At 36.8% G+C, this 25,162-nt stretch carries 18 protein-coding genes and 1 pseudogene; 3 read left to right on the top strand and 16 right to left on the bottom strand.

Annotated features, from left to right (window positions below):
• Positions 1-443: 443 nt before the first annotated feature.
• From LLY41_RS10675 to LLY41_RS10625, 10 genes are all read right to left on the bottom strand, one after another.
• Positions 444-1,535 carry a Gfo/Idh/MocA family protein gene (locus LLY41_RS10675; RefSeq protein WP_095245144.1) on the bottom strand — a complete coding sequence of 364 codons (1,092 nt, stop codon included), beginning with the start codon at positions 1,533-1,535 and terminating at the stop codon, positions 444-446.
• A gap of 17 nt (positions 1,536-1,552) precedes the next feature.
• Positions 1,553-2,536, bottom strand: a complete 984-nt coding sequence (locus LLY41_RS10670) for an ABC transporter permease (RefSeq protein WP_095245145.1) — start codon at positions 2,534-2,536, stop codon at positions 1,553-1,555.
• 15 nt (positions 2,537-2,551) lie between these two features.
• Positions 2,552-4,054, bottom strand: coding sequence for a sugar ABC transporter ATP-binding protein (locus LLY41_RS10665; RefSeq protein ID WP_095245146.1), 1,503 nt, complete (start codon positions 4,052-4,054; stop codon positions 2,552-2,554).
• Between the two features lie 39 nt (positions 4,055-4,093).
• Positions 4,094-5,128, bottom strand: coding sequence for a sugar ABC transporter substrate-binding protein (locus LLY41_RS10660; protein WP_095245147.1), 1,035 nt, complete (start codon positions 5,126-5,128; stop codon positions 4,094-4,096).
• 19 nt (positions 5,129-5,147) lie between these two features.
• Positions 5,148-6,812: an IlvD/Edd family dehydratase gene (locus LLY41_RS10655; protein ID WP_095245148.1), complete on the bottom strand. Its 1,665-nt coding sequence runs from the start codon at positions 6,810-6,812 to the stop codon at positions 5,148-5,150.
• Positions 6,812-8,254 carry an NAD-dependent succinate-semialdehyde dehydrogenase gene (locus LLY41_RS10650; RefSeq protein WP_095245149.1) on the bottom strand — a complete coding sequence of 481 codons (1,443 nt, stop codon included), beginning with the start codon at positions 8,252-8,254 and terminating at the stop codon, positions 6,812-6,814. Before LLY41_RS10650 ends, LLY41_RS10655 begins: the two co-directional genes overlap by 1 nt.
• Before the next feature lie 30 nt (positions 8,255-8,284).
• Complete coding sequence (locus tag LLY41_RS10645; RefSeq protein ID WP_179289057.1) at positions 8,285-10,099, bottom strand: thiamine pyrophosphate-binding protein; 1,815 nt, start codon at positions 10,097-10,099, stop codon at positions 8,285-8,287.
• 84 nt (positions 10,100-10,183) lie between these two features.
• Positions 10,184-10,969 (bottom strand): IclR family transcriptional regulator, encoded by a 786-nt coding sequence (locus LLY41_RS10640; RefSeq protein ID WP_095245151.1) that lies wholly within the window; start codon positions 10,967-10,969, stop codon positions 10,184-10,186.
• A gap of 1,341 nt (positions 10,970-12,310) precedes the next feature.
• The gene (locus LLY41_RS10630; RefSeq protein ID WP_251168555.1) at positions 12,311-12,634 is read right to left on the bottom strand and encodes a nucleoside triphosphate pyrophosphohydrolase; all 324 of its coding nucleotides are present in this window, start codon (positions 12,632-12,634) and stop codon (positions 12,311-12,313) included.
• A gap of 26 nt (positions 12,635-12,660) precedes the next feature.
• Entirely contained in the window at positions 12,661-13,503 is an 843-nt protein-coding gene (locus LLY41_RS10625) for a nuclease-related domain-containing protein (protein WP_251168556.1), read from the bottom strand.
• A 118-nt stretch (positions 13,504-13,621) separates the two neighbouring features.
• On the opposite strand from LLY41_RS10625, the gene LLY41_RS10620 reads away from it, so the two are divergent.
• Positions 13,622-14,017: a (deoxy)nucleoside triphosphate pyrophosphohydrolase gene (locus LLY41_RS10620; protein WP_251168557.1), complete on the top strand. Its 396-nt coding sequence runs from the start codon at positions 13,622-13,624 to the stop codon at positions 14,015-14,017.
• Positions 14,018-14,057: 40 nt separating this feature from the next.
• On the opposite strand, the gene LLY41_RS10615 is transcribed toward LLY41_RS10620, so the two are convergent.
• The 4 genes from LLY41_RS10615 to LLY41_RS10600 all read right to left on the bottom strand — a co-directional run bounded on the left by LLY41_RS10615 (position 14,058) and on the right by LLY41_RS10600 (position 21,135).
• The gene (locus tag LLY41_RS10615; protein WP_251168558.1) at positions 14,058-17,210 is read right to left on the bottom strand and encodes a DEAD/DEAH box helicase; all 3,153 of its coding nucleotides are present in this window, start codon (positions 17,208-17,210) and stop codon (positions 14,058-14,060) included.
• A gap of 445 nt (positions 17,211-17,655) precedes the next feature.
• Positions 17,656-17,973, bottom strand: coding sequence for a 5-methylcytosine restriction system specificity protein McrC (locus LLY41_RS10610; protein ID WP_304588026.1), 318 nt, complete (start codon positions 17,971-17,973; stop codon positions 17,656-17,658).
• Entirely contained in the window at positions 17,973-18,692 is a 720-nt protein-coding gene (locus tag LLY41_RS10605) for a 5-methylcytosine restriction system specificity protein McrC (RefSeq protein ID WP_304587911.1), read from the bottom strand. The genes LLY41_RS10610 and LLY41_RS10605 overlap by 1 nt, the downstream gene beginning before the upstream one ends.
• Positions 18,670-21,135 carry an AAA family ATPase gene (locus LLY41_RS10600; RefSeq protein WP_251168560.1) on the bottom strand — a complete coding sequence of 822 codons (2,466 nt, stop codon included), beginning with the start codon at positions 21,133-21,135 and terminating at the stop codon, positions 18,670-18,672. The genes LLY41_RS10605 and LLY41_RS10600 overlap by 23 nt, the downstream gene beginning before the upstream one ends.
• Positions 21,136-21,606: 471 nt before the next feature.
• Here LLY41_RS10600 and LLY41_RS10595 point away from each other — a divergent pair, with 471 nt between their 5' ends.
• Together LLY41_RS10595 and LLY41_RS10590 are read left to right on the top strand one after the other, a co-directional pair.
• A complete protein-coding gene (locus LLY41_RS10595) occupies positions 21,607-22,053 on the top strand; it encodes a YaiI/YqxD family protein (RefSeq protein ID WP_251168561.1) in 447 nt (148 codons plus the stop codon).
• Positions 22,054-22,088: 35 nt separating this feature from the next.
• Positions 22,089-22,280 carry a hypothetical protein gene (locus LLY41_RS10590; protein ID WP_251168562.1) on the top strand — a complete coding sequence of 64 codons (192 nt, stop codon included), beginning with the start codon at positions 22,089-22,091 and terminating at the stop codon, positions 22,278-22,280.
• 177 nt (positions 22,281-22,457) lie between these two features.
• Here LLY41_RS10590 and LLY41_RS10585 read toward each other — a convergent pair whose 3' ends face one another.
• Positions 22,458-23,756, bottom strand: a complete 1,299-nt coding sequence (locus LLY41_RS10585) for a (Fe-S)-binding protein (protein ID WP_251168563.1) — start codon at positions 23,754-23,756, stop codon at positions 22,458-22,460.
• Positions 23,753-25,152, bottom strand: a pseudogene (locus LLY41_RS10580) (FAD-binding oxidoreductase). The gene LLY41_RS10585 and the pseudogene LLY41_RS10580 overlap by 4 nt, the downstream one beginning before the upstream one ends.
• Between the last annotated feature and the right edge of the window lie 10 nt (positions 25,153-25,162).

The raw sequence follows: 25,162 nt of genomic DNA, 5'->3' as shown, positions 1-25,162 counted from the left end.
CAACCCGAAAAAAATATGTGCGTCTCCCTTAACTCTTAAAATTATTCATATAATACTTCCAAACCATTCAGCTTACAAGTGAATACCTTTTGTAGATAAAAGAAAGAACCGATCACACATGATCGATTCTTTCATAGAAAAGTCTCCTCTACGATTCAAATTTTATTTAATGTTTTAATATCTTAATATAACTAGTAGTAAGTACAATCACCCCAGAAAGCAGTATAGACACACCTAGTGAAAAGAGGATTGGGAAGTAAGGGGTCTTAAGTAGAAATAGTAACCCCATAAAAACAATTGAGATTATTATTAATGTTAAGCCTGGTATATGTTTTTTATTTACTCTATTCTGTGAATATGGAATAAAAATAAAGCATAATGTAATCGGAATAAAGTACAATATGAACAATACAAAATGATTCATATATTTACTCCTCTACAAATTAATTTTTAATTGGAGTAAACAATTGATCGATATTAATTTCTTGTTTTCTCTTAGAGGATTCAATAGCCGCTAAAGCGAACTTTAATACTTCCCTTCCCTCTTCCCCATTGAGTAATGGCTCTGTGTCATTTTTTATAGCCTCGATAAAGTTCTTTGTAGAATCAATGAAGGAATCGGCCCAGTCGTCTCTTAAATCTTCGTAGTTTATAGTTTTTCCATCACGGTAAACAATAAGAGTAGGAATTTGTAACATTTTAGCAGTACATCTGGTTATCCAAAGCACGCCTTTTGATCCGGTAACTTCTACTCGTTCGTCACAAGCATAATAATCTGTATTAATGTGTAGATCTTTTGAATAGGTAACGTCCATTATTCCATATTTTTTACTATTTTTATATTTCCACATAATCATTGCAGGAGCGTCTTCATAGAATTCTCCTGGTATAACATCTGTTCGATCAATCCAGGCGGAAACCTTTTCTATATCTCCCATTAGATATCTGGCTAAAGAGAATTTATGGTAGCCATCATCAAAAACCAAAGGACCTCCACCGCATATTTCTTCGTTCATTCTCCATGACCAAGTATCTTTAGTAACTTCCCACCCTGTATCCTGTTTTCCTGCGTTCAGTTTAATTCTTATCGAAATTGGATCACCAATCTCCCCCGCATCAATTAATTCTTTTGCTTTTACATAAGGTGGGTAACTAACAAAGTTTTCATAAACTTTCAATTTGACCTTGTTTTTTCGTGCAGCTTCAACCATTTGATCGGCTTCTTCGATTGTTAAAGCCATTGGTTTCTGCACAGACACGTGCTTACCAGCTTCACATGCCTTTACAGTCATGGAGCAATGAAGATGGTGAGGAACTAATAACTCTACTGCATCAATATTTGGATCGTTTAGAACTTCATAGTAATCAGAATATATCTTTTCTGCCCCCCATTCTTTAGCTTTTTCCATGGCTTTCTCTTCATCCAAATCACATACAGCATATATTTTTGCATCTGGATGATCTAAATACCCCAGTGAGTTTAGAGTAGAAATCCGTCCGCAGCCTACAATACATACATTAATAGTTTTCAACATTGGCACCCCTATCCTGTTTATTTAGCTCTATTCTTATCCAACAACACTGCAGCAACAATTATGAGCCCTTTAATAATCTGTTGATAATAAGTTGGAACATTCATCAGGTCAAGGCCATTATTAATAACCCCGATAATTAGAGTACCTAGTAAAGCGCCTAATGGGTGTCCAATCCCCCCTGAAAAGCTTACACCGCCAATAACAACAGCTGCAATGGCATCTAGTTCATACCCGACAGCAGCATTTGGCTGACCTGCTCCAACCCTTGCAGCCAGAACTACTCCGGCCAGACCAGTCAATAATCCCCCTATAACATAAACCCAAACTTTTACTTTAGTAATATTAATACCCGACACCAATGCTGCTTGTTCATTTCCACCAATCGCATATAGGTGTCTCCCAAACCTCGTCTTTTTCAATAAAATGGTTGTCACGAAAATCATTAAGAAAAAAATATAGACCGGTAAAGGGAGACCAAGGAAAACCGTGCTTCCCAATGTGAAAAATGTCTCCGGCAATCCCGAAACCGGCATACCATTACTAATTATTAAAGCAATTCCCCTTGCAACCGTCATCATTCCAAGCGTAACAATAAATGGGGAAATTGCTCCTTTTGCTGTTACATATCCGTTAATCATTCCTGCAAGTCCGCCTACAGCAATAGCAATTAGTATACACAAGATAAGAGGTATGCTATTTTGGGCACATACTGCTACTACTACAGAAGTAAGGGCTAGAATTGATCCTACTGATAGGTCAATTCCGCCGCTAATAATGATCATCGTCATACCCATGGAAACAATCCCAATAATAGAGACTTGTTTTAGGATATTAATTAAATTAGCAGAGGTTAAAAATACTGGTGAAGCAAATGATAAAAAGATACAGATCGCAATAAAACCAATTAAAATACCGTATTTACCTGCATAACCTTTAATCTTCAATCGACTTTGCGACCATATATTTTTGGTTTGACTTTCCAAATGTGTATTAGCCTTCAACTTAGTCCCTCCTTCTTATGAAACGTTCCTACCCATGGCCAATTGAAGTATTTTTTCTTGAGTAGCATCTTTTTTCAAGAGTTCTCCGGTAATTTGACCCTGGTGGAGGACGAGGATTCTATCACTAAGCCCCAATATTTCCGGCATTTCTGATGAAATCATTATAATGCCTTTTCCTTGCTGAGCAAGTTCGTTTATAATCTTGTATATTTCAGATTTTGCTTTAATATCAATCCCTCTTGTAGGCTCATCAAGAATAATAATTTCCGGGTCTGATAGAAGACACTTAGCTAGAACCACTTTTTGCTGATTTCCTCCACTTAAAGAAGAAGCTGATTGCTCCATGTTACTTACCTTTATCCTGAGTTTTTCGATAATTCTCTCTACTACGCTTCTTTCCTTTTTGGCTTTAATCAAGCCTTTTTGTGTATAATTTCCAATGGTTGTAAGGCTGATATTTTGACGTATTGAATGATTTAGGACCAGGCCTGAATTTTTTCTGTCTTCCGGCACTAAAATTATTTTGTTTTTAACTGCATCTTGCGGATGTTTGAATATGACTTTTTTACCTTTGTAGATCAATTCTCCTTTGTCTAATTTACGTAAGCCGAAAATAGCTTCCATAATTTCAGTCCTGCCTGCGCCCATAAGTCCAGCAAATCCTAAGATTTCCCCTTTCTTAAGCTGAAAGCTAATATTTTGAAAGAGACCTTTTGATTCGAGGTTATTGGCTTTCAATATAACCTCTCCAGTGTTATGAGTTACTTGAGGAAACACATCTTCAATTTTTCTTCCTACCATCATAGAAACCAGTTGATTCATATTAATTTCACGAATACTCTCTGTGCCAATGAAAGACCCATCCCTGAGAACAGTTACATCATCACATATCGAAAAAACCTCTTCCATTTTGTGTGAAATATATATAACTGTTACACCATTAGTTTTGAGCTTTTGGATGATTTGAAATAATTTATCCACTTCTTTATTGCTAATAGCTGAAGTTGGTTCGTCCATCACAACAATTTGAGCTTGATAAGATATTGCTTTTGCAATTTCAATAAGCTGTATTTTAGCTACACTTAAGTTTGCTACCAGCTCAGTCGGTGCGACCTGTAAATCCAGTTCTTTAAGTAAATGACTGGTTTCTTCGTTCATCCTTTTATAGTCAATAAAGCCTGTTCTTTTATTAATTGGCTCCCTGCCCAGAAAAATATTTTCAGCAATACTTAGATGCGGAACAGGATTCAATTCTTGGTGGATCATAGATATTCCAGCAGCTAAAGCATCCGATGGTTTGTCCCATGTTACTTCCTTATTATCAATACAAATCGTCCCTTGATCGGGCTTATTGATACCTAACAATATTTTCATAAGAGTTGACTTACCCGCTCCGTTTTCACCCATCAAAGCATGGACAGAACCCTTTTTTACATTAAATGAAACATTATCTAGGGCAATTACCCCTCCAAATGCTTTATGGATATTTTGCATTTGGAGGATATTTTGACCTGTCATTGAAACCACCGCCTTTATGTGGATGACATCTCCCGTTAATTAATTGTACTTTTCTGATAATTCATCGCGTTCTTCGGCCATTTTTTTATATTTATCGATGTTTTCCTTCGTGATTAACTCATAAGGAATTAAATAGTCATCAATCGTTTCACCCTTTGCTGCTTTAACAGCTAGATCTAAAGAATATTTACCTTGGCCAATTCCATCTTGCCAAATTGTCCCACTAATTTGTCCATTTTCTATACCTTTAAGCATATTTGGGATTGCGTCCATACCAAGAACAAGAATGTCATTAGATTTCCCCACTGCATCAATTGCAGACTTGGCCCCTAGTGCCATTGTGTCGCTGTTCGCTGCTATGGCATCTATATTTTTCCCTGTGACCAGCCAGTTTTCAACTATAGATAATGCTTTATCTGTTTGCCATTCTGCTGTGTTTTCAAAAATAATTTGCATATTAGGATTTTCTTCTAAGATTGATTTATAGCCTTCATATCTTCCGATTTGAGCAGAATGCCCCATCGCCCCATGTAAGATGGCAACGTTGCCTTTCCCGCCTAATTCCTTAGCGATGAAATCCATTTGTATTTTTCCAGCTTCAAAATCATCAGATCCTACAAATGCGCTTGCTTTGCTTTGATTGTCTGTTTGAGTATTAACAGTAATGATCGGTATGCCTGCTTTTACTGCTGCATCCACAGCTGGTGCAGATGCAATTCTATCTACCGGGTTTAAAATAATAGCATCTGCCCCCTGGCTAATAAAATTTTCAATTTGACCAATCTGCTTATCAGCTCTGTCCTCAGCATCTACAACAACAACATTCACACTTTTCCCATGCTTTTTTGCTTCTTCCATTATTCCGGCTCGAATATAGTTCGTAAACATCCCTTTAAATCCTTGGATACTTACCCCGATTGAAATGGTATCTTCTGAATCAGAGAGGTTTTCGCTTTTGTTACTTGCCGTTGCTTCTTCGCTTTGCTGGTTGGCACAACCTGATATAAATAGCAATACTAATAGACTAATGACGAACAAACTAGACAAATTCCACTTCTTTATCAAGAAACCCATTTTAATTTCCCCCTAGCTTTTATAAAAAATTAAAGTCGCATCCCTCATCAGCCTGTAGAACATGTTGTTGATATAATTTCGTATACCCTCTTTCAACCAATTCCGGTGGCGCCCATTCTTTTCTTCTGCTCTCTAATACTTCCGTTTCTACATGAAGAGTTAGTTGTTTCTCTTCAATATTTAATTCAATTTCATCCCCTTCCCTAACCAGTGCTAATGGCCCGCCCACTGCAGCTTCTGGGGCTACATGTAAAATAACGGTTCCAAATGCTGTGCCGCTCATACGACAGTCTGAAATTCTCACCATATCCCTTACACCTATTTCAAGCAACTTTCGAGGAATTGGAATCATTCCAGCCTCTGGCATTCCCGGTGCTCCTTTTGGACCTGCATTTTGCAAAACAAGGACACTATCCTCTGTAACTTCCAAGTTCGGATCATTAATTCGTTGTTCCATATCGGCAATTGATTGGAATACAACTGCTTTTCCCCTGTGCTTTAACAACTTCTTTGTCGCAGCTTTAGGTTTAACAATACAGCCGTTTGGAGATAAATTTCCTTTTAATACAACGATTCCACCATCCTTATATAAAGGGTTGTGGACTGGCTTTATTATATGGCGGTAGACTTCATCCACCTTATGATCTTTTATATTTTCAGCAATTGTTTTACCGGTAACGGTCATTTCATCTTTACTCATCAATGACAAGAGTTCTTTTATTATTGAATTGACACCACCAGCATAATAAAAGTCTTCCATTTGATACTCGCCGGCAGGACGGATATTTCCTATAAAAGGGGTAGTATTACTAAGACGATCAAAATCTTCAAGCTTTAGTGTAATACCTCGCCTTCTTGCAATTGCTATCAAATGAATAACAGCATTTGTTGAACCCCCAATTGCCATTAAAACTCTGATTGCATTTTCAAAAGATTGCTTAGTTAATAGTTTGGATGGCCTTTGATCTTCATTTACAAGTCTTACAATTGCTCTACCTGTTTCCTGGGCATGAGATAGTCTTTCGTTATGAGTTGCCGGTATTGCCGCACCTCCCGGAAGCATCATTCCCATCGCTTCCGTACAGGCAGCCATAGTACTTGCAGTCCCCATAACCATGCAATGTCCGGCAGTTGGTGCCAATCTTGAATTGATTTCATTCAGTTCTTCTTCACTGACCGTTCCAGCCTTATATTCTTGCCAGAAATGTCTGCAGTCAGAACAGGCACCAAGTATTTTGCCCTTATATTCTCCATTATTCATAGGACCACCAGTAAACATAATCGCTGGTTTATCTGCACTAACAGCTCCCATAAGCAAAGCTGGTGTAACTTTATCACAACCTCCAATTAACACAACACCATCAATTGGTTGGGCCCTTATCATTTCTTCTGCATCCATTGCAAGCAAATTTCTGTATAACATTGTTGTTGGGCTAGTAAACATTTCGCCTAATGATATGACTGGAAACTCCAGTGGAGTTCCTCCCGCCATAATTACTCCCCTTTTAATTGCTTCTATCATTGGTTTAAGGTGGCTATGACAACGATTCACTTCACTTGAGGTATTACATATACCAATTACCGGCTTTTGAAAATCATCAGGATGATGTCCCAGTTGTCTTTGAAATGCAGTTACTAAAAACTCGCTGAACCCCTTGTCTCCATAAGATGTTCTGTTTTTCATTATTGCTCACACTCATTCTTAAATTTCATAGATATATATTTAGTTTCCAGGAAATCCAGCAAACCTTCCTTTCCTCCTTCACGTCCAACACCAGATTCCTTCATCCCTCCAAATGGAGCCTGCGCAACCGCTGGAATAGCATCGTTAAGCCCGATTATGCCATACTCCAGTTTTTCAGAAACACGTATTGAGCGACTGTAATCGTTGGTATAAAAGTATGCAGCGAGTCCATATGGAACATTATTTGCACGCTCTATAACTTCGTTCTCTGTCTTAAACGTAAGGATGGGTGCAACAGGACCAAACGTTTCTTCCTGACAAATATACATATCTTCAGCTACGTCTAATAAAATGGTAGGTTCAAAAAAATTACCTTCTCCATTAATTTGTTTGCCGCCTGTAATAAGTTTCGCACCCTTGTTCAGAGCGTCCTCAATGTGATTTTTGGATTTTTGGATGGCGTCCTTATCGATAAGTGGTCCAATATCCACTTCACTTTTGAAGCCTTCACCAACAGAAAATGCATTAACTTTTTCAGCAAACAAACTGATGAACTCATCCATTATTGACTCCTGAACATATATGCGATTTGCACAAACACATGTCTGACCAGCATTTCTGAATTTACTTGCTATTACGCCATTTACAGCATCTTCTATATCAGCATCATCAAATACTATAAAAGGTGCATGACCTCCAAGTTCCATTGATACACGTTTCATCTGATTTGAAGCTTCTTTTGTTAAATACTTGCCAACGTCTGTTGAACCAGTAAATGTAATCTTTTTTACAGCAGGATTGTGTAGCAGTTCTTCTCCAACGTCTCTAGGTTGTGAAGTCGTGATGAGGTTTATTACACCGGGAGGTAAATTGCATTCTTCTAACACTTTAAACAACGTTACAGCATTTAAAGGTGTTTGTTCTGCAGGTTTTACAACTACAGTACACCCTGCTGCTAAAGCTGGTGCTATCTTTCTAGTAATCATAGCTAGCGGGAAATTCCAAGGGGTGATCGCAGCAACAACTCCTACAGGCTGTCTAGATATTACGATTCTCTTATCGGCAGCATTTGAAGGAAGGGTCTCTCCATAGATTCTTCTGGCTTCCTCTGCATACCATCTGAAAAAACTTGCTGCATATCCTACCTCATTTATTGCTTCTTTCAGTGGTTTCCCCTGTTCTCTCGTAATCATTTCGGCTAATAGATCCTGATTCTTAATCATCGAGTCATAACAAGCCATTAAGTAATCAGAGCGTTGAATAGCCGGCACAACTGACCACTTTTTAAAGGCTTCTTCTGCAGCGTGGATAGCATTAGCGGTATCTTCTCGATTGCCATCTGCTACACTATCTAAAAGAGACCCATTAGCAGGATTATAACTATTAAATTCCCTCCCAGTTTCCGATGCACTCCATCTTCCATTAATGTAAAGCTTACTCAAACTGTTCTCCTCCTTATTTGGTTAATGATTTTAAAGTACACTTTCTTCTGCTTTTTCTTTTTCGTAAACCTTTCGTTTATCTGAAAGATAAGTTGGTACTGGCACATCCCACCATCCTGTTGAGATTCCACCTGAATATGGATATTCACGATTTACTGTAATTTCGATAAGCGATGGTCCATTTTGTTTGAAAGCATTTTTTAAAGCAGACTTAATCTCATTAGGATTGGAGATGTGTTGAGAATGAACACCAAATCCTGCTGCTACCTGAGCGAAATTAGGGGTATAAAGTTCCCCCTCATTATCCATCCTGAATTCTGTTGCCATAATTCGCTCCTTACCAAACGCAGAAATTTGCAGGTCTGTAATAGCTTGCCAGCCTGAGTTATTGAGAACAATAACTACAATTGGAATATTGTATTGTACAGCTGTGGCAAGTTCTTGCAGGGTCATCGAAAAATCCCCATCCCCCACTACTGCACAAACCTGTTTGTCTGGAGCAGCTAACTTTGCCCCTAAAGCTGCAGGGAATGCATATCCCATGGTAGAAAATCCTCCTGTTGTGACATTAGTTCCCGGGGCAAGGAAAGGGAACTCTTGTAAAATTTGTGCCTGGCTATTACCTGAGGATGTCACAACTATCGCATCTCTATCTAAGTATTCTCTTAATTCCTTATAAAAACGAGAAATAGTTGCAGGTGAGCGATTATCATTCTGAATCTTATGCATATATGCAAACCATTCGTTTTTCTTACGTTGTATTTCATGATAATAATCAGAATCCTGCCAGTCCTTCATTAATTGATTCTCATGAATGTATCGAATCATATTGGCTAGAACATCTTTTGCATTGCCAACAATTCCAATTTCCACAGGATAATTTTTACCTATTTCGTGTGGATCAATATCTACATGAATTAATTTCGTATCAGGAAAATTAAATGAAACCCCTTTTCGGTAGGAGGATGTTGTCTCATCTGCAAACCTGCAGCCTACTGCAAGAATAACATCAGCCTCTTTAGCAATACTGTTTCCACAGTGGGTACCTTTGGATCCGGCAATCCAACCATATAAAGAATGATCTTCTTCTATAGCACTTTTGCCACTGAAAGTGCATAAAACTGCAGAACCTGTTGCTTCTGCTAAATTTTTCAACTCTTCATAAGCACTTGATGCATGGATCCCTCCCCCTGCTAAAATCACAGGACGCTTAGCATTTAGCAATATATTTACAGCTTTCTCAATCCCGGGTATAGCCATAATTTCTGTATAGTCATCTGAAACTCTTCTTTTCCTGGAATCATCTAATGTGACGTCTATCGAATCTGCTTGAACATCCATTGGTAAATTTAGTAGAACAGGGCCTCTTCTGCCTGTCATCATCTCATTAAATGCACTATTCATAATTCTGGGTAATTGTTCGACTCTTGTAGCCTGCCAGCTCTTTTTGGTAATAGGTTCAAATACTCGAACGGAATTTGCCCAATTGTATTTTTGGATTTCCTGGAGTACCCCTCTGCCAAACATATGTGTATGGGTTTCCCCTACTACAGTAAAGACAGGGACAGAATCTACGAAACTAGTTGCAAGACCAACTGCTGTATTAATCGCCCCTGGACCTATCGACGCATATGTTGCAAGCGGTTTCTTTTTTACCCTGTAATAACCATCTGCCATATGGATGGAACTCTGTTCATGTCTTGGCATAATACTTTTAATTTTATCTTTCCGTTTAACAAAGGAATCAACAAAACTTAATATTCCGTGACCAGGTATACCAATAATGTAAGGAACCTCTTCTTGGATCAAGTGTTCTAAAATAATTTCACTGCCAGTTAATCGCACAAATACCACCTCTTTTTATATTATAAAAACTCTTTCTTTATATATTTCAAAAAAATATAAGAGATAAAACTCTTATATTTTTTGTTATACAGATTCTTGTTGATATCCTAATTGTTGAGATATTTTCTGCGCAGTCTTTATTACATTGTTTGTGATACGCTCTTGCTCATGAGGACTAAATCTAAGGGAGGGAACGGAAACGCTTATGGAAGAAATTACATCTGAGTTGTAGTTATAAATAGGGGCACCTATACAAAAAACCCCTTGCTGATACTCCATAAAGTCACGAGTATAGCCTCTGGCTTTACTATTAGCCAGTTCTTCTTTAATCTTTTCTATGTCTGTAATGGTATGTTCAGTAAAAGGCAATATATCTATCCTGTTAAGAAAACAATCTAGCTCACTTTCTGGTAAACTTAATAATAATGCCCTTCCTGTGGCTGTACAATATAGTGGTCCTTTATTACCAACGTACTCACTATCCACACGAATTGCATGTTTCGCTTCTAATCGGTGAACAGGAACTACATGACTGCCTACTCTAATACTTAAATGGATTGTCTCTGCGATTTCCTTATGCAATTCATCGAGATACGGGGCAGCAACCTTCTGAATATCTAAATTGTTTGTATAGGTATTTTTCAAACTCATGATTTTAACACCTATAAAATATTTTTTTGTTTCAATATCTTGATAAACATAATCTCTCATTTTCAAGGTATTTAACAGGTTATATGTAGTACTTATTTGCAGGTTTAATCTTTTTGCTATTTCGCTAACAGTAATACCATTCTTCTCCTGTGCTATTTCTTCTAATATATCAAGCACTCGGTCAACAGACTGTATCCTGAGCTTTTTTTCAACTGCCATCAAAAGACTCCTTTTCTTTTTATATTATTGAAACTGTTTCTATGATGTTTGTTTATGTAATTATAATAAACTTGCCCTTATTTATTTGTCAATCTTATTTATTAAAATTTTCAAATATTCTGTTATATATGAATTTATAGCTTGTGGTGAGAATGTCTGGTTAGCGTATTATAAGTTACTATATTCTTTCTTTTCCCCTTTATAAAAAAATAGACAAATTGAGACAGTGTCTCGATTTGTCTACTTTTGGTTCTATTTGTGAAAAGAGTGCATAAGAGATGATACTAATCATATTTATACACTTAACCATCTGCATGATTCTTCTTCGGTACCCATATATCCGTATATCCGTTATCAATCGTATGTTCATATAAATCCATCAGTTTTTTGTTTGTGTATACTTTCATGTCTTCTCTTCCATTAAGCTCCGGCATAATAAGGAAGGTTCCATTCCGATCAATCAGAGTTTCTAAAAATATATTGGTTGCCAGCTTATCATTTTTTGCGAGATTGCAGGCTGTGCAAGCAATCACTAAATTCCATAGTTGATCCGCTTGAACAAAGCTCCAGGGATAAAATGATCGACATGGGCTTGTTCCTTCTTCTTGATAGTTTTACCGCAATAAAAGCATTTCCCCCATAGAAAGAAGCAAGCACTTGATAAAAAGGATCTAATGATGAACGTTTGGAGACATTTTCAACCTTAAGTAAAAGCCGAGAAGTATCTCCTTGTTCATTGAACTTTTCCAGAAAAAGAGCCAATTGATAGTTGGACATATACTTCAACACGCGCTGATAGCGCTGCATAAAAGAAAAGAAAGCAGGATTAAAGCGGAGGACTTCCTGTTCATTATCAAAATCATAAATAGTTCCGGAGGTATCTCCATAAATCGCTCCCATTACATTGACCTTGCATTTCTTTTTTACTTTATTCACGATAAAGATTTGCAATTCGTTTGATAGCTTATCGAAAACAAAGGTGTTCGGGATTTGATGCTTTGATTGCACGTTAAGCAAAATGCTCTGAACCTCTGCTTTCTTGCCCATCATATTAATCTGATTAAGATCATGATGAATGACGAGATTCCAATAAATCCTTGAAAAACTGTTAAATAAAGAATCATAATGTAGCTCCAATTTTTCATTCGCATTGTAGAGATTCTCGATTAAAGACTTAATCAAAACGAATTTATATGTTGTTGAGTTTCGCGATCTTGATGAAAAGATATAATTAAAGTGCCCCCATATTTCTTTGTCGGTTAAATAGGCAGCGTTCATTTCACCCACTTGCAGTTTATGGCTCATAACTTTCTCTTTCCCCGATCCATTATAATTTCATGATTAATCTTCAACCTCAATTAGGAATACTTTATCTCGAAATCCACCTCTTTTTTCCACTTTACTTTTACGGATATCATCCACATCCCGAATAGTAGAACCATGAACTTTGGCCAATGCATGAAGGATTTCCAGAATATCTGCAAGTTCCTCCATTGCTTCCTCATCAGTTTGTGCTTTAACGTATTCCTCTAGCTCTTCGAAGCTCTTTTTCTTTAATTCTTCTATGTATTCTTCATTATCTAATATTCTTGTTGAACACGTTTTTCCATTACGAGTAATAACCTCTGGGATGCGGTCTCGGACAAGTTTGTTGTAGATAGGCACATTCGACTCCCTTTAAGTAATTATTTTTATAAATCTTTTTGATGCTCAAAACAAAAGATCTTCCCATTAAACCTTTTGTTCGACAAACAAAATGCTTTCACTTTGTCCGAAACAGTTATGTTGCATACGCAGCATTTTTCCGACTGATTCTTCTTAGTAACTGTCTCTTTTTTATTAGACTTACTTTCTTTTAGCATTTGCACATGCTTCTCTCTAATAGATGGATCTGTTATATTTGCTGCATAAATTGCGTCATAAATCATTAAAACCTCACTATCATTAAGCAAAGGCTCTTTATGCTGCAGTTTTAGAACCGATACTTTCCTATGTATGTAATCGAATAATTCCACGTCATATACAATTAAGTCATTAGAAGCAATTTTTCTAAGTTCGAGGTCATCAATTTTAAACGTGCAGCGTTTCGTAAAGGAAACCATTGAAATAAATAGATGATGGTATTTTTGATCAAGGAAGTTTTTTAATGCTTGTATATGTCCATAATTTTGAATAAATGGATTCATCATTTTAAACTTGCCATTTACGGACCATGTTTTTCTATCTTTTCCTCCATAAATGGTTCCTTGATAATTTTTAGTTTCTATTACAAAGACACCAAACGGAGTAATCACTATATGATCAAGCTGTGAATAACCTGTCTTTGCTTTTGGGTTTTCAACTAGCAAATCGCTCAGATGCTTAAAATCTTTCGGAAGCTGATGTAATTGAATATCGATTTTGTATTCTCCTAACTCACCTATACGGGTAGCAACCTTTTCAGTCTTTTTCTCTTCTATTTGATCTAATGTTATTTTTGGATTTTGCTGTTCTTCATCTTTTCTCTTTTTAAAAAAGCTAATTAATGGTATCACTATGCTCTCCTTACTAATTGATAGCTTATTTAGTATAGTATTAATATACCAGTTAGATGGAAGAATTGTACTATTTGGAGAAAATAATTAACTACAATTTTGAATAGGAGGACATCCATTGAAAAAAATAATAAAGGTTGTCGCAGGAATAATTGAAAATGAGAATAATGAGATCTTATGTGCTCTAAGGGCCCCTGAAATGACATTGTCAAATCTGTGGGAGTTTCCTGGCGGTAAAGTGGAGAAAAAAGAGGATATCTATACTGCTGTAGAGAGAGAAATATTTGAAGAGTTAAATTGTAGAATTGAAGCAAAGGAATTATTTCATAATAACTCTCATGAATACGATTCATTTATCATTAACCTTTTTACAATATCTTGCAATATTATAGATGGAACGCCAATTCCAAATGAACATTCAAAACTTATTTGGCTAAAAAAAGAAAACCTCGAGTCTTTAAAGTGGGCTCCTGCTGATATACCAGTTGTTGAGCACTTAATCGTAGAGAAATAGTCTTCCCAAATTAGAGAAGACTATTTTCTACCTTCCTAAATCACAGTATATTCTTATTCGCTTTTGGCACCAAGTAAGCTGGCATTTCTTCTCTAAGATTCCAAATAAAATTCATCGGCTTACTTCCTGAGTGATTTACATAATCAGCTGTTCCTAAAAAGATAAATGGTGCTGTATAGCCATATTCTTTTTTATATTCCCTTACAAATAAAGCAATCTTATGATTATTTTTTCGATGTTGAATATACCTTTTCGCTGTTTCACTGCTTTCAGAAACCCGGCTTTGAGTTTGCCAGTGAATAAGTTTTTCATTAATCGCATAGTCATTGTACATGGTGGAAGGGGAGAAATCTTTTTCTGATTTATTTAAGGTAATAAAAAAGATATCCAAGTCCTTCTCTCTAAAATACTTCACACCTTCACGAAACTCAGGACTCTGGTTTTCATTATAATAGTCAAGTGATGCCAGGATCTGAGAGGTAGAGTATTTACAATGGACACGCAATGGACATGTAAAATGGAAGTCGTGGCTCATTTCCAAAGTCGTCAAAGATTGGATTAGGTAGGTTAAAATATCCGCAATCTCCTGTTTAAACTCTGGTATTGAAATAATCTGATTTATGCCATCTTCAATTGTTGAGTATCCCTCTTTCTCAGGATGCGCCTTATAAAAAGAATAATAAAAGAGATTTAACATTAACCTCTCCTCTTCATTATGAACTTCCTGCTTCTCTATGTATTTCATAAGAAATTGGAGAAGCGATGGTGAATTGAGGAAGAATAAATTCGGAAGTTTGCTCGTAATCATCTTTTCGTTTTCACATTGAAAATCCTCCCGTATACCTGCCTCCACCTTCATTCTTACAAAACTCCTATCTCCGTTTTTCCCATAAAAGTCATAAATGGATAGGTGATAGTGGTTAATGAAATTATATAAATTGAGTTCCAAACCGGTATCCTGTTCAAAAAATTTCATTTTGGCTATAAGGTTACCTCTTGTATTAGTACTTGAATTAATATTTTTTAATATATACTCCTTAGCTTGTTTCTCAAGCTGAATGAAAGACCCCTTTGGTAGATTGAAAAATCCATTTTCGACATAATGTTTAATGGAATGTTTGGTTTTGCCTATGAGAGCCCGAAACTTTTCTTCGAAATTGTAATTTTTATGGGCCTGGCCGACAAAATCTAAAACCGTTAAGCATTCTTTACCTTCAGATAATCTTAATCCTCTTCCAAGCTGCTGTAGGAATACCGTTAAGCTTTCTGTTGGTCTTAAGAAAAGGATGGTATTCACCTCAGGAATATCAATTCCTTCATTGTAAAGATCTACAACAAAAATCATCTTTATTTCTCCGCTAACCAATTGCCTCTGGGCATCTCTACGAACATTGGATTCCATATTATTATATAAGGCAATAGAGGGGACTCCCACTTGATTAAAATAGTCAGCCATATACTTTGCATGTGCGATGGATACACAAAAGCCTAATCCTTTTACTTCGTCTATGTCCGTTACATATTTCTTGAGACTTTGAACAATTTGGTTACTTCTTATAGAGTTAGACGTATAAACGTTTTCTAATTCTTTAATTTCATAACCCTTTCTACTCCATTTTAACTTAGAAAGATCTACTGTATCACTTACACAAAAATATTGAAATGGGCTTAATAACTTTTGGTTGATCGCTTCCGTTAACCTCATTTCTGCTGCAATTGAATCGTCAAAATACGTTAAAATATTTTTACCATCCATTCTTTCTGGGGTAGCGGTTAATCCTACAAGGATGTTTGGTTTATAATAATCTAAAAGTGTTTGATAAGAATTAGCAGCAGCATGGTGAAATTCATCCACAATAATAAAATCATAGAAATCTGCTGTTGTATTTTCATATAATTTTTTACTATTGAAGCTTTGGATACTTACAAATAAATGATCAAGAGAACTAGGCTGATGGTTACCTACTAGTAAATCGCCAAAATTGGCATCCTTTAATATAGCACGAAATGTATCTAGACTTTGTTTTAATATTTCCTCACGATGAGCAACAAATAATAATTTTGCTGCATGACGATTTTGGTTATAGTAATTCTTATAATCAAAAGCAGAAATAACTGTTTTTCCTACACCTGTAGCTGCAACAATTAAGTTTTTTCTTCTTCCAAAAACCTTACGTTCGACCTGTAACTTTTCTAATATTTCCTTTTGATAATAATAAGGTTGAATATCGAATACAAAATGATACCTATCGTCATTTGAGCTTTTACTTTTAGAAAGGGCAAGCTTTAATCTTTCCTTATCATGTTCCTTTTCATGATCAAAAAGCACAAATTCTTTATCATTCCAATAGCTTTCGAACGTTGCTTCAAATTTTTTAATAATATCATAGGAATCTTTTTCAGTTACTTTTAGATTCCACTCTAAGCCAGAAGTTAATGCTGGATTGGAAAGATTAGATGAACCGATATAAGCTGTACTGAAACCTGTCTCTCTCTTAAATAAATATGCCTTTGCATGAAGCCTTGTCCTATCAATATCGAAAGAGATTTTTAATTCGGTATTTGGTAGCTGACTTAATTCAAGAACCGCTTTATAATCTGTAGCTTCCATATAAGATGTCGTAATAACATTAAGTTTACCACCTCTATTAGTAAAAACCCTTAATTCATCAAGAATACATCTTAACCCGCTCCATTTAATAAAAGAAACTAGCATATCGATTGAATCTGCTGATAATATTTCTTTTTTGATCTCTCCAAGCATATTCGGTTCGTAATTAGAACCAGTGAATAATGAACTTTGTGAAATAGATGTCACTGGTCGAGCGATATTCTGTTTCCGTATACTTTTCACCGAGTTTATCTTTGAATAGATATGTGTTAAAACTTCGCCATCCTCTTCAATTTTTAGCGATTGAAATTCTTCCTCGTCTAGACATTCACTTAATGTTTTGATGATTGAATTACAAGTTTTAATCTGTTCAAGTAATGCCAACTTATCATCTTTTTCAGTTTCTCGAACAAATCTTAAAGCTTTTCGTGTTACAGATGAAATATAAGTTGATAAGAGCTTTCTAGCCTCTTCTACATCAATAGTTTCTTTTCCTATATCATATGTATCTAGCTCGAGACTACTAAGCTCTCTTTTTAATTGACTATTGATAATTTCTTCATAGATTCCTTCTTTAACCATACTCCACCTCGTTTGGACATTACCTATTTTAAATACAAAAAAAAGAACTTATTACGTAAATTCTAACAAAAACCACTATCCCGTTGTTATTTATTATATTTTCATTATTAGTGAAGAAAGTACCAGGGCAACCTCATTAAAAAAGAAGTATGCTTCCAAGGATACATGAAGTCATACTTCTTTTTTAATATAGTCACACATAAAATTGAAGCTTGCTTAATCTTTTGTTAAGAGTTTGGGCTATCCTTTAACTTATTAACCTTCTTTAATTGCTCAATTTTTAATATGAACTGTAAATTCAATTTCCTTGTTTACCATTACTTGAGATACGGTTCACCACAATTAATTCTAAAATAAACCAAAAAAACTTTTAAATTTGGTTTAATAGTTTTAAACTCATCGGATTTCTCTTTGATTTAATATAAACAAAAATTAATTTAACTATTTATATAGAAATAATGTCTTTCAATCTATTATTAATAAATACCCAATCACGCCCTAAATCCACAGTCATTATTTTAACTGGATAAGCATTAATATTGTAAGAAAGATCTAAATCCTTCCCTGTTTTAGGATAAAGCAGCATGCCTATAGTTTCCTTCCCCTCGGCTTTCCGGCAATTGCTAAGATATGCAAAAATTTGATACAAATTCCCACTTATTATCTTCTGTGAACCGAAATTTTGTGTCAATGCATGTTGATAGTATTTCGTATCTATGATTATTTTCCGATTGGTGTTTTCCAGAGAAATATCGGTTTGCATCAAAGGAAGATAATTTGTGTCTTCCCCTCAGCATCCCAATAAATATTTTCACGATACACCTTATATTGTTGCATTTCCTTTTTGTAGAAGTTACGCACAAATTCCTCAAATAATCGAGCCATTGCCTTGGGATCCCGTTCAAAATCAGCAAATTGGGATTCGCCATTATCCTCGTTTAATAGCAATGATTCATAAAGAAAACGGCAGATATCTAGCACAAAACGATAGTGCTGATTGCTTCTGTGCAACTTGATCTCCTGAAAGATCCTTAGGTTTAACTTTATGACTGCAACTTCAGCAAAGTAAGGATACAATTGCTGGATCTCTTCTTTCAATTGTTTATCTAGCTGCTGGTTTTGCAGTAGTGAGAATAAAATTGACTTAATAACCTGGTTATGAACGATATCATGGGTCATTTCTTCGAATTCACAGTGCATTTTACCTCTTTTAAAAGAAAACGTTTTGATTGATTCCTGGAAGTGAATCCTCCCTTTTAAAGTTCCTGTTTCCTCCTGATAGGATTTATATTCCCGGTAAAAGCCCCGCTTGATGAGCGAGCGGAGCTTTACAAGAAGTATTCTTGTTAAAAGGTGTTTAATGTCCTTTTCATCTTCACGGGCTACATCGGCCATGTCTTTCTCTGCAAGATGCCCCCATGCATAGCAAAGCATATAGTATAGGTTTCTAATCGGTATTTTAGAGTCTGTCAAGGAGTTCATCGACTTTGTCCTCCTGATCAAACCAGTATTCCCTTAAGAGTGGAGCGATTTCCAGACGAATGATTCGCTCATACCATTTTTGTTCATCATCTACCTGTTCTGTTGCTGGACAGAAATAGCTATGACCGATTTCATAACCTTTACCTAGATTAATCGTGTCATTTGTAATTGCTTGATTAATGTCCGTAATGCCAGCTATAAGCTTGTCAATAAATCCCTGGCTAATTCCCTTGTTGATTAAATAATCATGAAATTGCTCTGTATGGAAAGCTGGTTCTAAATTGATAAAGGAAAATCTTCTTCTTAATGCATAATCAACCAAAGCCAAAGATCTGTCCGCCGTGTTCATGGTTCCAATGAGGTAAAGGTTTTTGGGAATGTAGAAGGTTTCTTCTCCCTCGCTGTATGCAAGCTTAACCGCGAATTTATTACCTCGTTTGTCTGCCTCGGTTAACATCATAAGCTCACCAAAGATTTTGGATAAATTTCCCCTGTTGATTTCATCAATAATCATATAGTAATTGTTATCCTGATCTTCTATCGCTTTCTTACAGAATGAATAGAAAATACCATCTTTTAGAGTGAAATGCCCTTGTGTATTAGGCTTATATCCACGAATGAAGTCTTCGTATGAATAAGATTGGTGGAATTGCAGCATTTCCACTTTGCTGTCATCTTTTGTTCCCATATGAAGATAAGCAAGGCGCTTGGCTACAAATGTTTTTCCAACACCTGGTGGGCCTTGTAGGATAATGTTCTTTTTATAATCCAATGTTTCGAGGATATCCTCAACTTTATCTTGTGTCATGAATACCTCACTGAGAAGCTGTTCATGTGTGTAAGGAATCGTTACCTTCTCACTTTCCTTTACTAATGTGGAATTATCCTCTGAGGTTGGATAAACCGTTTTTCCTTCTTTACCAATAGAAGCAAGCAACCTTTCCAAGTACTCATCATATGGTGTGATGTTTGTTAAGGTTTTACTATGAAGTGTTGTTTCTACATCCCACTCTCCTTGTGATATCCACTCAACTTTACGTAATGATTTGAAAGATTCTCTTGCAGGATCAAATTTGTATTCCGATACAATTTTACCGTATCCTATAAGCTTGTGTGTCCCTCGTTTAACAAGTACATAATCACCTGCACTTATTTCGTTGGCAAACTGATAGTTAGCGAGTGCATCATTACTTGGGTTATAGTCAACTTCATAGAGCTCCTTCAGAGCCTCCATTATTTCTCGTTTGCTTCCATAAGCTTTTAAATCACCTAATTCATCCCACCCAATTGCAATATGCTCATTTTCCTTGAAATCCTCCCACATGAAGTCTCCTTCTCCAGCAGCCAAGAGCCAGTATTGAGGAATCGTTTCTTCTTCTGCAATAACAGTTTCTTTCTTGCCGAAATTTTCAAAAAGATAGCTAAAAAATTGATCTATTTCATAGAAAATTGGAAGGGTGGTTTGTTTGCCGACTACCTCCACGTACTTTTCCACTATTCCATTTTCCTTTAGGCATTCCTGAAATTTGATGAACTTATCACCGAAGGTATCTCCTCGTGCATATCCAGGAGTTAGTTCGAGTATATTTTCTGCCGCTACTCGGTCTCTCTGGTTGTAAAAGCAAAATTCTTCCGGAAAAATATTTCCTATAAGCTCACTGACAACGCTATACCCAAAGCCAAATAGCTTATAATCTTCATGATGGACAAATTGGTCCATTCTTCTTTTAAGCGGTTCGGTTCCATGAATTAAATAGTTGAAACTATTGCGGTAATGCTCAATGGATGCATTAGGATTTCCTAGAGCTCTTTTTTTAGCGAGTGCCATCCTGAAAGCATTGATGTGCTCACCAAGCTCCTGCACATCCTCCCACTTTATTTTGTTTAAATGGTCTTTTTGCTTGAAGTGACTGAAAAATTGATAACTTTCTTGTAAGTAATCCGAGTTGTTTTCAAACCAATTTTCAGCCTGATCCTTAAAGGAATGTAGATATTTTTCAACAATTGTCATATTTAGTTTTTCAGCCAATTTCTCTGGTGATACCCATAGTTGGTAGAGGCGCTCAAATTCTTCGTCCGTTAGTCTGTAGTTCGTGTTTTGCGGCATTCTAAAGATCATTAAATTCGTGATTTCAGGAAGTTCTTTTAATTCATGGCGCAAAAGCATACCAGTCTCAGGAGCCAGTCGCTTCTCAAGAATTCTGAGATCAACCTTATCATTTTCATCATCTTCATAGGGCTCGGAAACAATTTCACAAAAGGCAATAACACCTCCAGTGTTTTTATTGCCACCATCCGATCTCCAAATGAACACCTTATCCCCAGCTTGTACCTCATCCAAAAATTGCTTTTGCCGAATATTCCAATCTACGATTTCATTTTTTTCTATATATGTATCAACATCAAATTGTTTCGGATTGCCTTGAAAAATCCAGTTCCCCATTTGCCATTTCCTCCCTGAAAAATCTCAACTTACCATTCATATGGTAATAGTATACCAGTTAAACAGTTCAAAAATTAAGAGGGGTAAAAAACTTCCCCTTTAAAAAAAGAAGAATGATTCTTATCTACTATGTTCTGTCACACAAAAGAAAAAGCCCCAATCAATGGGCTGTTTTCCTATGAATAATAACCGTAGCTATACAATCAGACCCTCTCCACTCACCTGCAAAATTAATCAATATACTATGGATATTGAGAACACAGAAGACTTTGCGATTTAATAAAAGCAGAGGATATAGCAACTATTTTGTGCGCAATTGAACCTCCATTTGCCAACACAATCTATAAAGTATAATATGAGGAAAGAAAATTATAGCAAAAGGAAGAACTTTTGATCATTTTTTAACAAAGTCACAAATCCCTTTGAAAAGGTAAAGTTTTATTGAGTAGAACTTCTTAACAGGAGGGAAAGATGAAAATTTATGTGGATGCAGATGCTTGTCCGGTGAAAGAAATTATTATTTCTGAAGCAAGGACTTTTGAAATTCCGGTTATCCTTGTTACAAGCTTTTCTCATTTTTCTAATGCAAAACAGCCATCCGGAGTGGAAACCATTTATGTTGATTCTGGAGCAGAAGCTGCAGATTATCGAATTGTGAAGTTAGTGGAAAAAGGAGATATTATCGTCACGCAAGATTATGGTCTTGCTTCACTAGGTTTAGCAAAAGGAGTGATCGTACTTCACCATAAAGGATTTAGATATACAAATGAAAATATAGACCAATTATTACAAACACGTTATTTAAGTGCAATGGCTAGAAAGGGCGGACAGCGAACAAAGGGACCAAAGCCTTTTACAGCAGAAGACCGGGAGCAATTTAGGGATCTTTTTAGACAGGTTATTTCTAATAATAGCTAGGCTAAACTCAGAGATTCAGAAAGGATGTAAATACCTTGAAGTATTTAAAATCTCAAATGCAACAACTAATTAAGGAAAACAAAGAATTGCATACACGCTTTAAAGAACTGAAGGTTGAGCATGGTCTTGAAAAAAACAATGCCCTCAAGGCCTTGTACCATTCAGAAGTTACGGATGGAGGAAAGTATCAGGCAGCTTACCAAGCACTTGATCAGCCCAAGAAGTAGTCACTTATATCTTATTTAGACTACTAAAAATTCCTCGAAAAGAGGGGCTGCCCCCCTCTCAATAAAATTTTATTCAAAAAACCGCACAGTATTCTCACTGTGCGGATAGCGCCATCAAATTTCAAAAGTACCAGGTAAATCTATTTAAGCTGCTACTTCAATTTCTATATTTATAAATTATTTAGAAACCGCCCCAGCCTCAATCAGCAAATCCACAAAATGAATAGCCCTTACACTCTTCTCAAGCCCTTCCCTTTGAATCCCTAATTTCATTTGCAGCAGACAGCCTGGATTGGAAGTAACAATTATAGATGCATTTGTGTCTTTCGCATTTTTCATTTTACTATCCAATATTTCCATGGAATCCTCATAGTTAACAATATTGTAGATGCCAGCCGATCCACAGCACCGTTCTTTGTCTTTCATTTCACGGTACCCTTTGCTTTTTACTTGCTTTAATAAAGATATTGGCTCATCTTTCACCTTTTGAACATTAATCATATGACAGGATGGCTGAAGGGTTATGGTTCCATTCACTTCCTTTGTAAAGTTCAGACCATCTAATTCAGCTAGCACCTGTGAAATATCTCTTACTTTATTAGAAAAAGCTTGTGCACGGCTTTCCCATTCGATGTTTCCCTTAAATAGTTCGCCATATTCCAAAAGCGTCGCGCCGCATCCTCCAGCATTGTTAACGATATAGTCTGCTTCCTCCTTTTCAAATGCCTCAATATTTCGTTTGGCAAGAGCTTTAGCGTCCGCAATTTTCCCTGCATGTGCATGCAGCGCTCCACAGCAAGTCTGACTCTCAGGAATAAGTATGTCAGCTCCAGCCTTTGTCAGAAGGTCAATTGTGTTCCTGTTCGTCTCATAGAAAATGGCATCCATTACACAGCCGGTAATAAATCCAACAGTGATTTTTCTGGAACCAATGGCTTTGTAAAGGCGGGCCCTGTTTTTCCGTTCTGCCGGAGATGGAAGATCAGGGAGAACAGACTCAAATGTCCCCATGTGAAGCGGAGCAAGCTGAGTGATCCCTGTTCTTTGTGCCATTTTCTGCAGCCCGGACTTTTGATAAAACCATGAAAGATTACCTATTGTATTCATCCATCTCTTTGATGAAAACATTTGATCAAAAATCAATGATTCACTTATTTTTTGCGCTCTCGATTTTTGCTCTGCAAATTCTAGAACCTCTTTTGCTCCTTCTAGTATCTTCCCGTACTGAACACTGGTGGGGCAGGCAGTTTCGCAGGCGCGGCATCCAAGGCACTTTTCGATGGGTTCCCGCAGATCCTCTGCCTTGATCTTGTCTTCTGCCAGCATTTTGACAAGATTAATGCGGCCACGCGGCGAATGCACCTCGCTCTTCATCGTTTCGTAAGTGGGGCAAACCGGCAGGCAATATCCGCATTGGACACAATTAAACGTCTCCTTATAATGTAATCTGTCTTTTAGAGCGGCTCCTGTACTCATTCCCTAAGCACCAGCTTCTGGCCTTCTTCTGGAAAGATTTTACCTGGATTTAAAATGTTATTCGGGTCCCATATTTGTTTAATTCTCTTCATCATATCAAGACCGGCTGCACCCAATTCCATCTCCATAAAAGGAGCTTTCAATGTTCCGATTCCATGTTCACCGGATAGTGTCCCTCCCAGTTCAACAGCCGCTTTAAAGATTTCCTCTACGGCTTTTTCAACCCGGATCATTTCCTCCGTATCTCTTTTATCACAGATAATATTAGGATGAAGGTTCCCGTCACCCGCATGCCCAAACACGACTAGGTGAATATCGTATTTCTCACGGATTTCTTTTAGTTTTTGGAACATATCGGGAATCTTACTGCGGGGCACTGTGGCATCTTCAGAAACTTTCGTCGGTTTTATCTTTACAATAGCCGGGGAAACCAGCTTCCTTGCTCTCCAGTAACTCTGTGCTTCGTCCTGATTTTCTGCAATTTTCACTTTCACAGATTCAAAGTCTGTAAAAATCTCTTCTATTGTTTTCATTTCTTCTTCAATAGCCAGAGGGTGGCCATCAAGTTCTATTAAAAGAATGGCTTCTGCGTCAATAGGAAGCCCCAGCGGCTGATAGTTCTCCACAGCTATTATGGAGGACTGATCCATTATTTCCATTTTGGCCGGAAGGATTCCGGAAGTTAATATTTTCGAAATCGCTTGTCCTGACTGTACAAGATCATCAAAGACAGCCATCATGGTCTTTGATGCCGGAGGCTTGGGCACTAATTTCAGTGTTGCTTCCGTAATGATGCCAAGCGTGCCTTCCGATCCAACGATCAATTTTGTTAAGTCATATCCAGTTACATTTTTTATTGTCTTTCCGCCTGTTTTGATTATTTCTCCCTCAGGTGTCACCACTTCCAAACCAATAACATAATCCTTCGTTACTCCATATTTTAAGCCCCTTGGTCCGCCGGAGTTTTCCGCTAAATTCCCTCCAATTGTTGATACATGGGCACTGCTGGGATCTGGGGGGTACATGAGTCCAAACTTTTCTGCTTCTTTATTGATGTCCGCTGTCAGTACACCCGGTGATACGACTGCCACCAAATCATCAGGGTAAATTTTTAAATCACCATTCCATTGGGACATGTCTAAAACCATCCCCCCTTAACAGGGAGAGGACCTCCACTTAAGGAAGTTCCCTGACCTCTGGGGTATACCGGTATGTTAAATGAATTGGCCAGCTTCAGAAGGGAAGAAATCTCTTCCTTATTTTTCACCTGGATGACCACTTCAGGAAGATAGCTGCCGAATGAAGCATCATAACTATAACTATATCGATCAGCCAAACTCGTAAAAATTTGGTCTGAAGGTATCATGCTTCTTATTTCCTTCATTAATAATTCCATTCTGATGGCC

This window comes from Cytobacillus firmus (genome assembly GCF_023612095.1).
GTDB lineage: Bacteria > Bacillota > Bacilli > Bacillales > Cytobacillaceae > Cytobacillus.
Note: the sequence above shows the minus strand (reverse complement) of the source record. Positions and strands in the feature narration are given on the sequence as shown.

Excerpts from the sequence above, each read along its gene's own strand:
- LLY41_RS10675 (WP_095245144.1), bottom strand. The coding sequence starts at position 1,535 with ATGTTGAAAACTATTAATGTATGTATTGTAGGCTGCGGACGGATTTCT.
- LLY41_RS10665 (WP_095245146.1), bottom strand. The coding sequence starts at position 4,054 with ATGACAGGTCAAAATATCCTCCAAATGCAAAATATCCATAAAGCATTT.
- LLY41_RS10660 (WP_095245147.1), bottom strand. The coding sequence starts at position 5,128 with ATGGGTTTCTTGATAAAGAAGTGGAATTTGTCTAGTTTGTTCGTCATT.
- LLY41_RS10655 (WP_095245148.1), bottom strand. The coding sequence starts at position 6,812 with ATGAAAAACAGAACATCTTATGGAGACAAGGGGTTCAGCGAGTTTTTA.
- LLY41_RS10640 (WP_095245151.1), bottom strand. The coding sequence starts at position 10,969 with ATGGCAGTTGAAAAAAAGCTCAGGATACAGTCTGTTGACCGAGTGCTT.
- LLY41_RS10615 (WP_251168558.1), bottom strand. The coding sequence starts at position 17,210 with ATGGTTAAAGAAGGAATCTATGAAGAAATTATCAATAGTCAATTAAAA.
- LLY41_RS10610 (WP_304588026.1), bottom strand. The coding sequence starts at position 17,973 with ATGCAAACCGATATTTCTCTGGAAAACACCAATCGGAAAATAATCATA.
- LLY41_RS10605 (WP_304587911.1), bottom strand. The coding sequence starts at position 18,692 with ATGAACTCCTTGACAGACTCTAAAATACCGATTAGAAACCTATACTAT.
- LLY41_RS10600 (WP_251168560.1), bottom strand. The coding sequence starts at position 21,135 with ATGGGGAACTGGATTTTTCAAGGCAATCCGAAACAATTTGATGTTGAT.
- LLY41_RS10595 (WP_251168561.1), top strand. The coding sequence starts at position 21,607 with ATGAAAATTTATGTGGATGCAGATGCTTGTCCGGTGAAAGAAATTATT.
- LLY41_RS10585 (WP_251168563.1), bottom strand. The coding sequence starts at position 23,756 with ATGAGTACAGGAGCCGCTCTAAAAGACAGATTACATTATAAGGAGACG.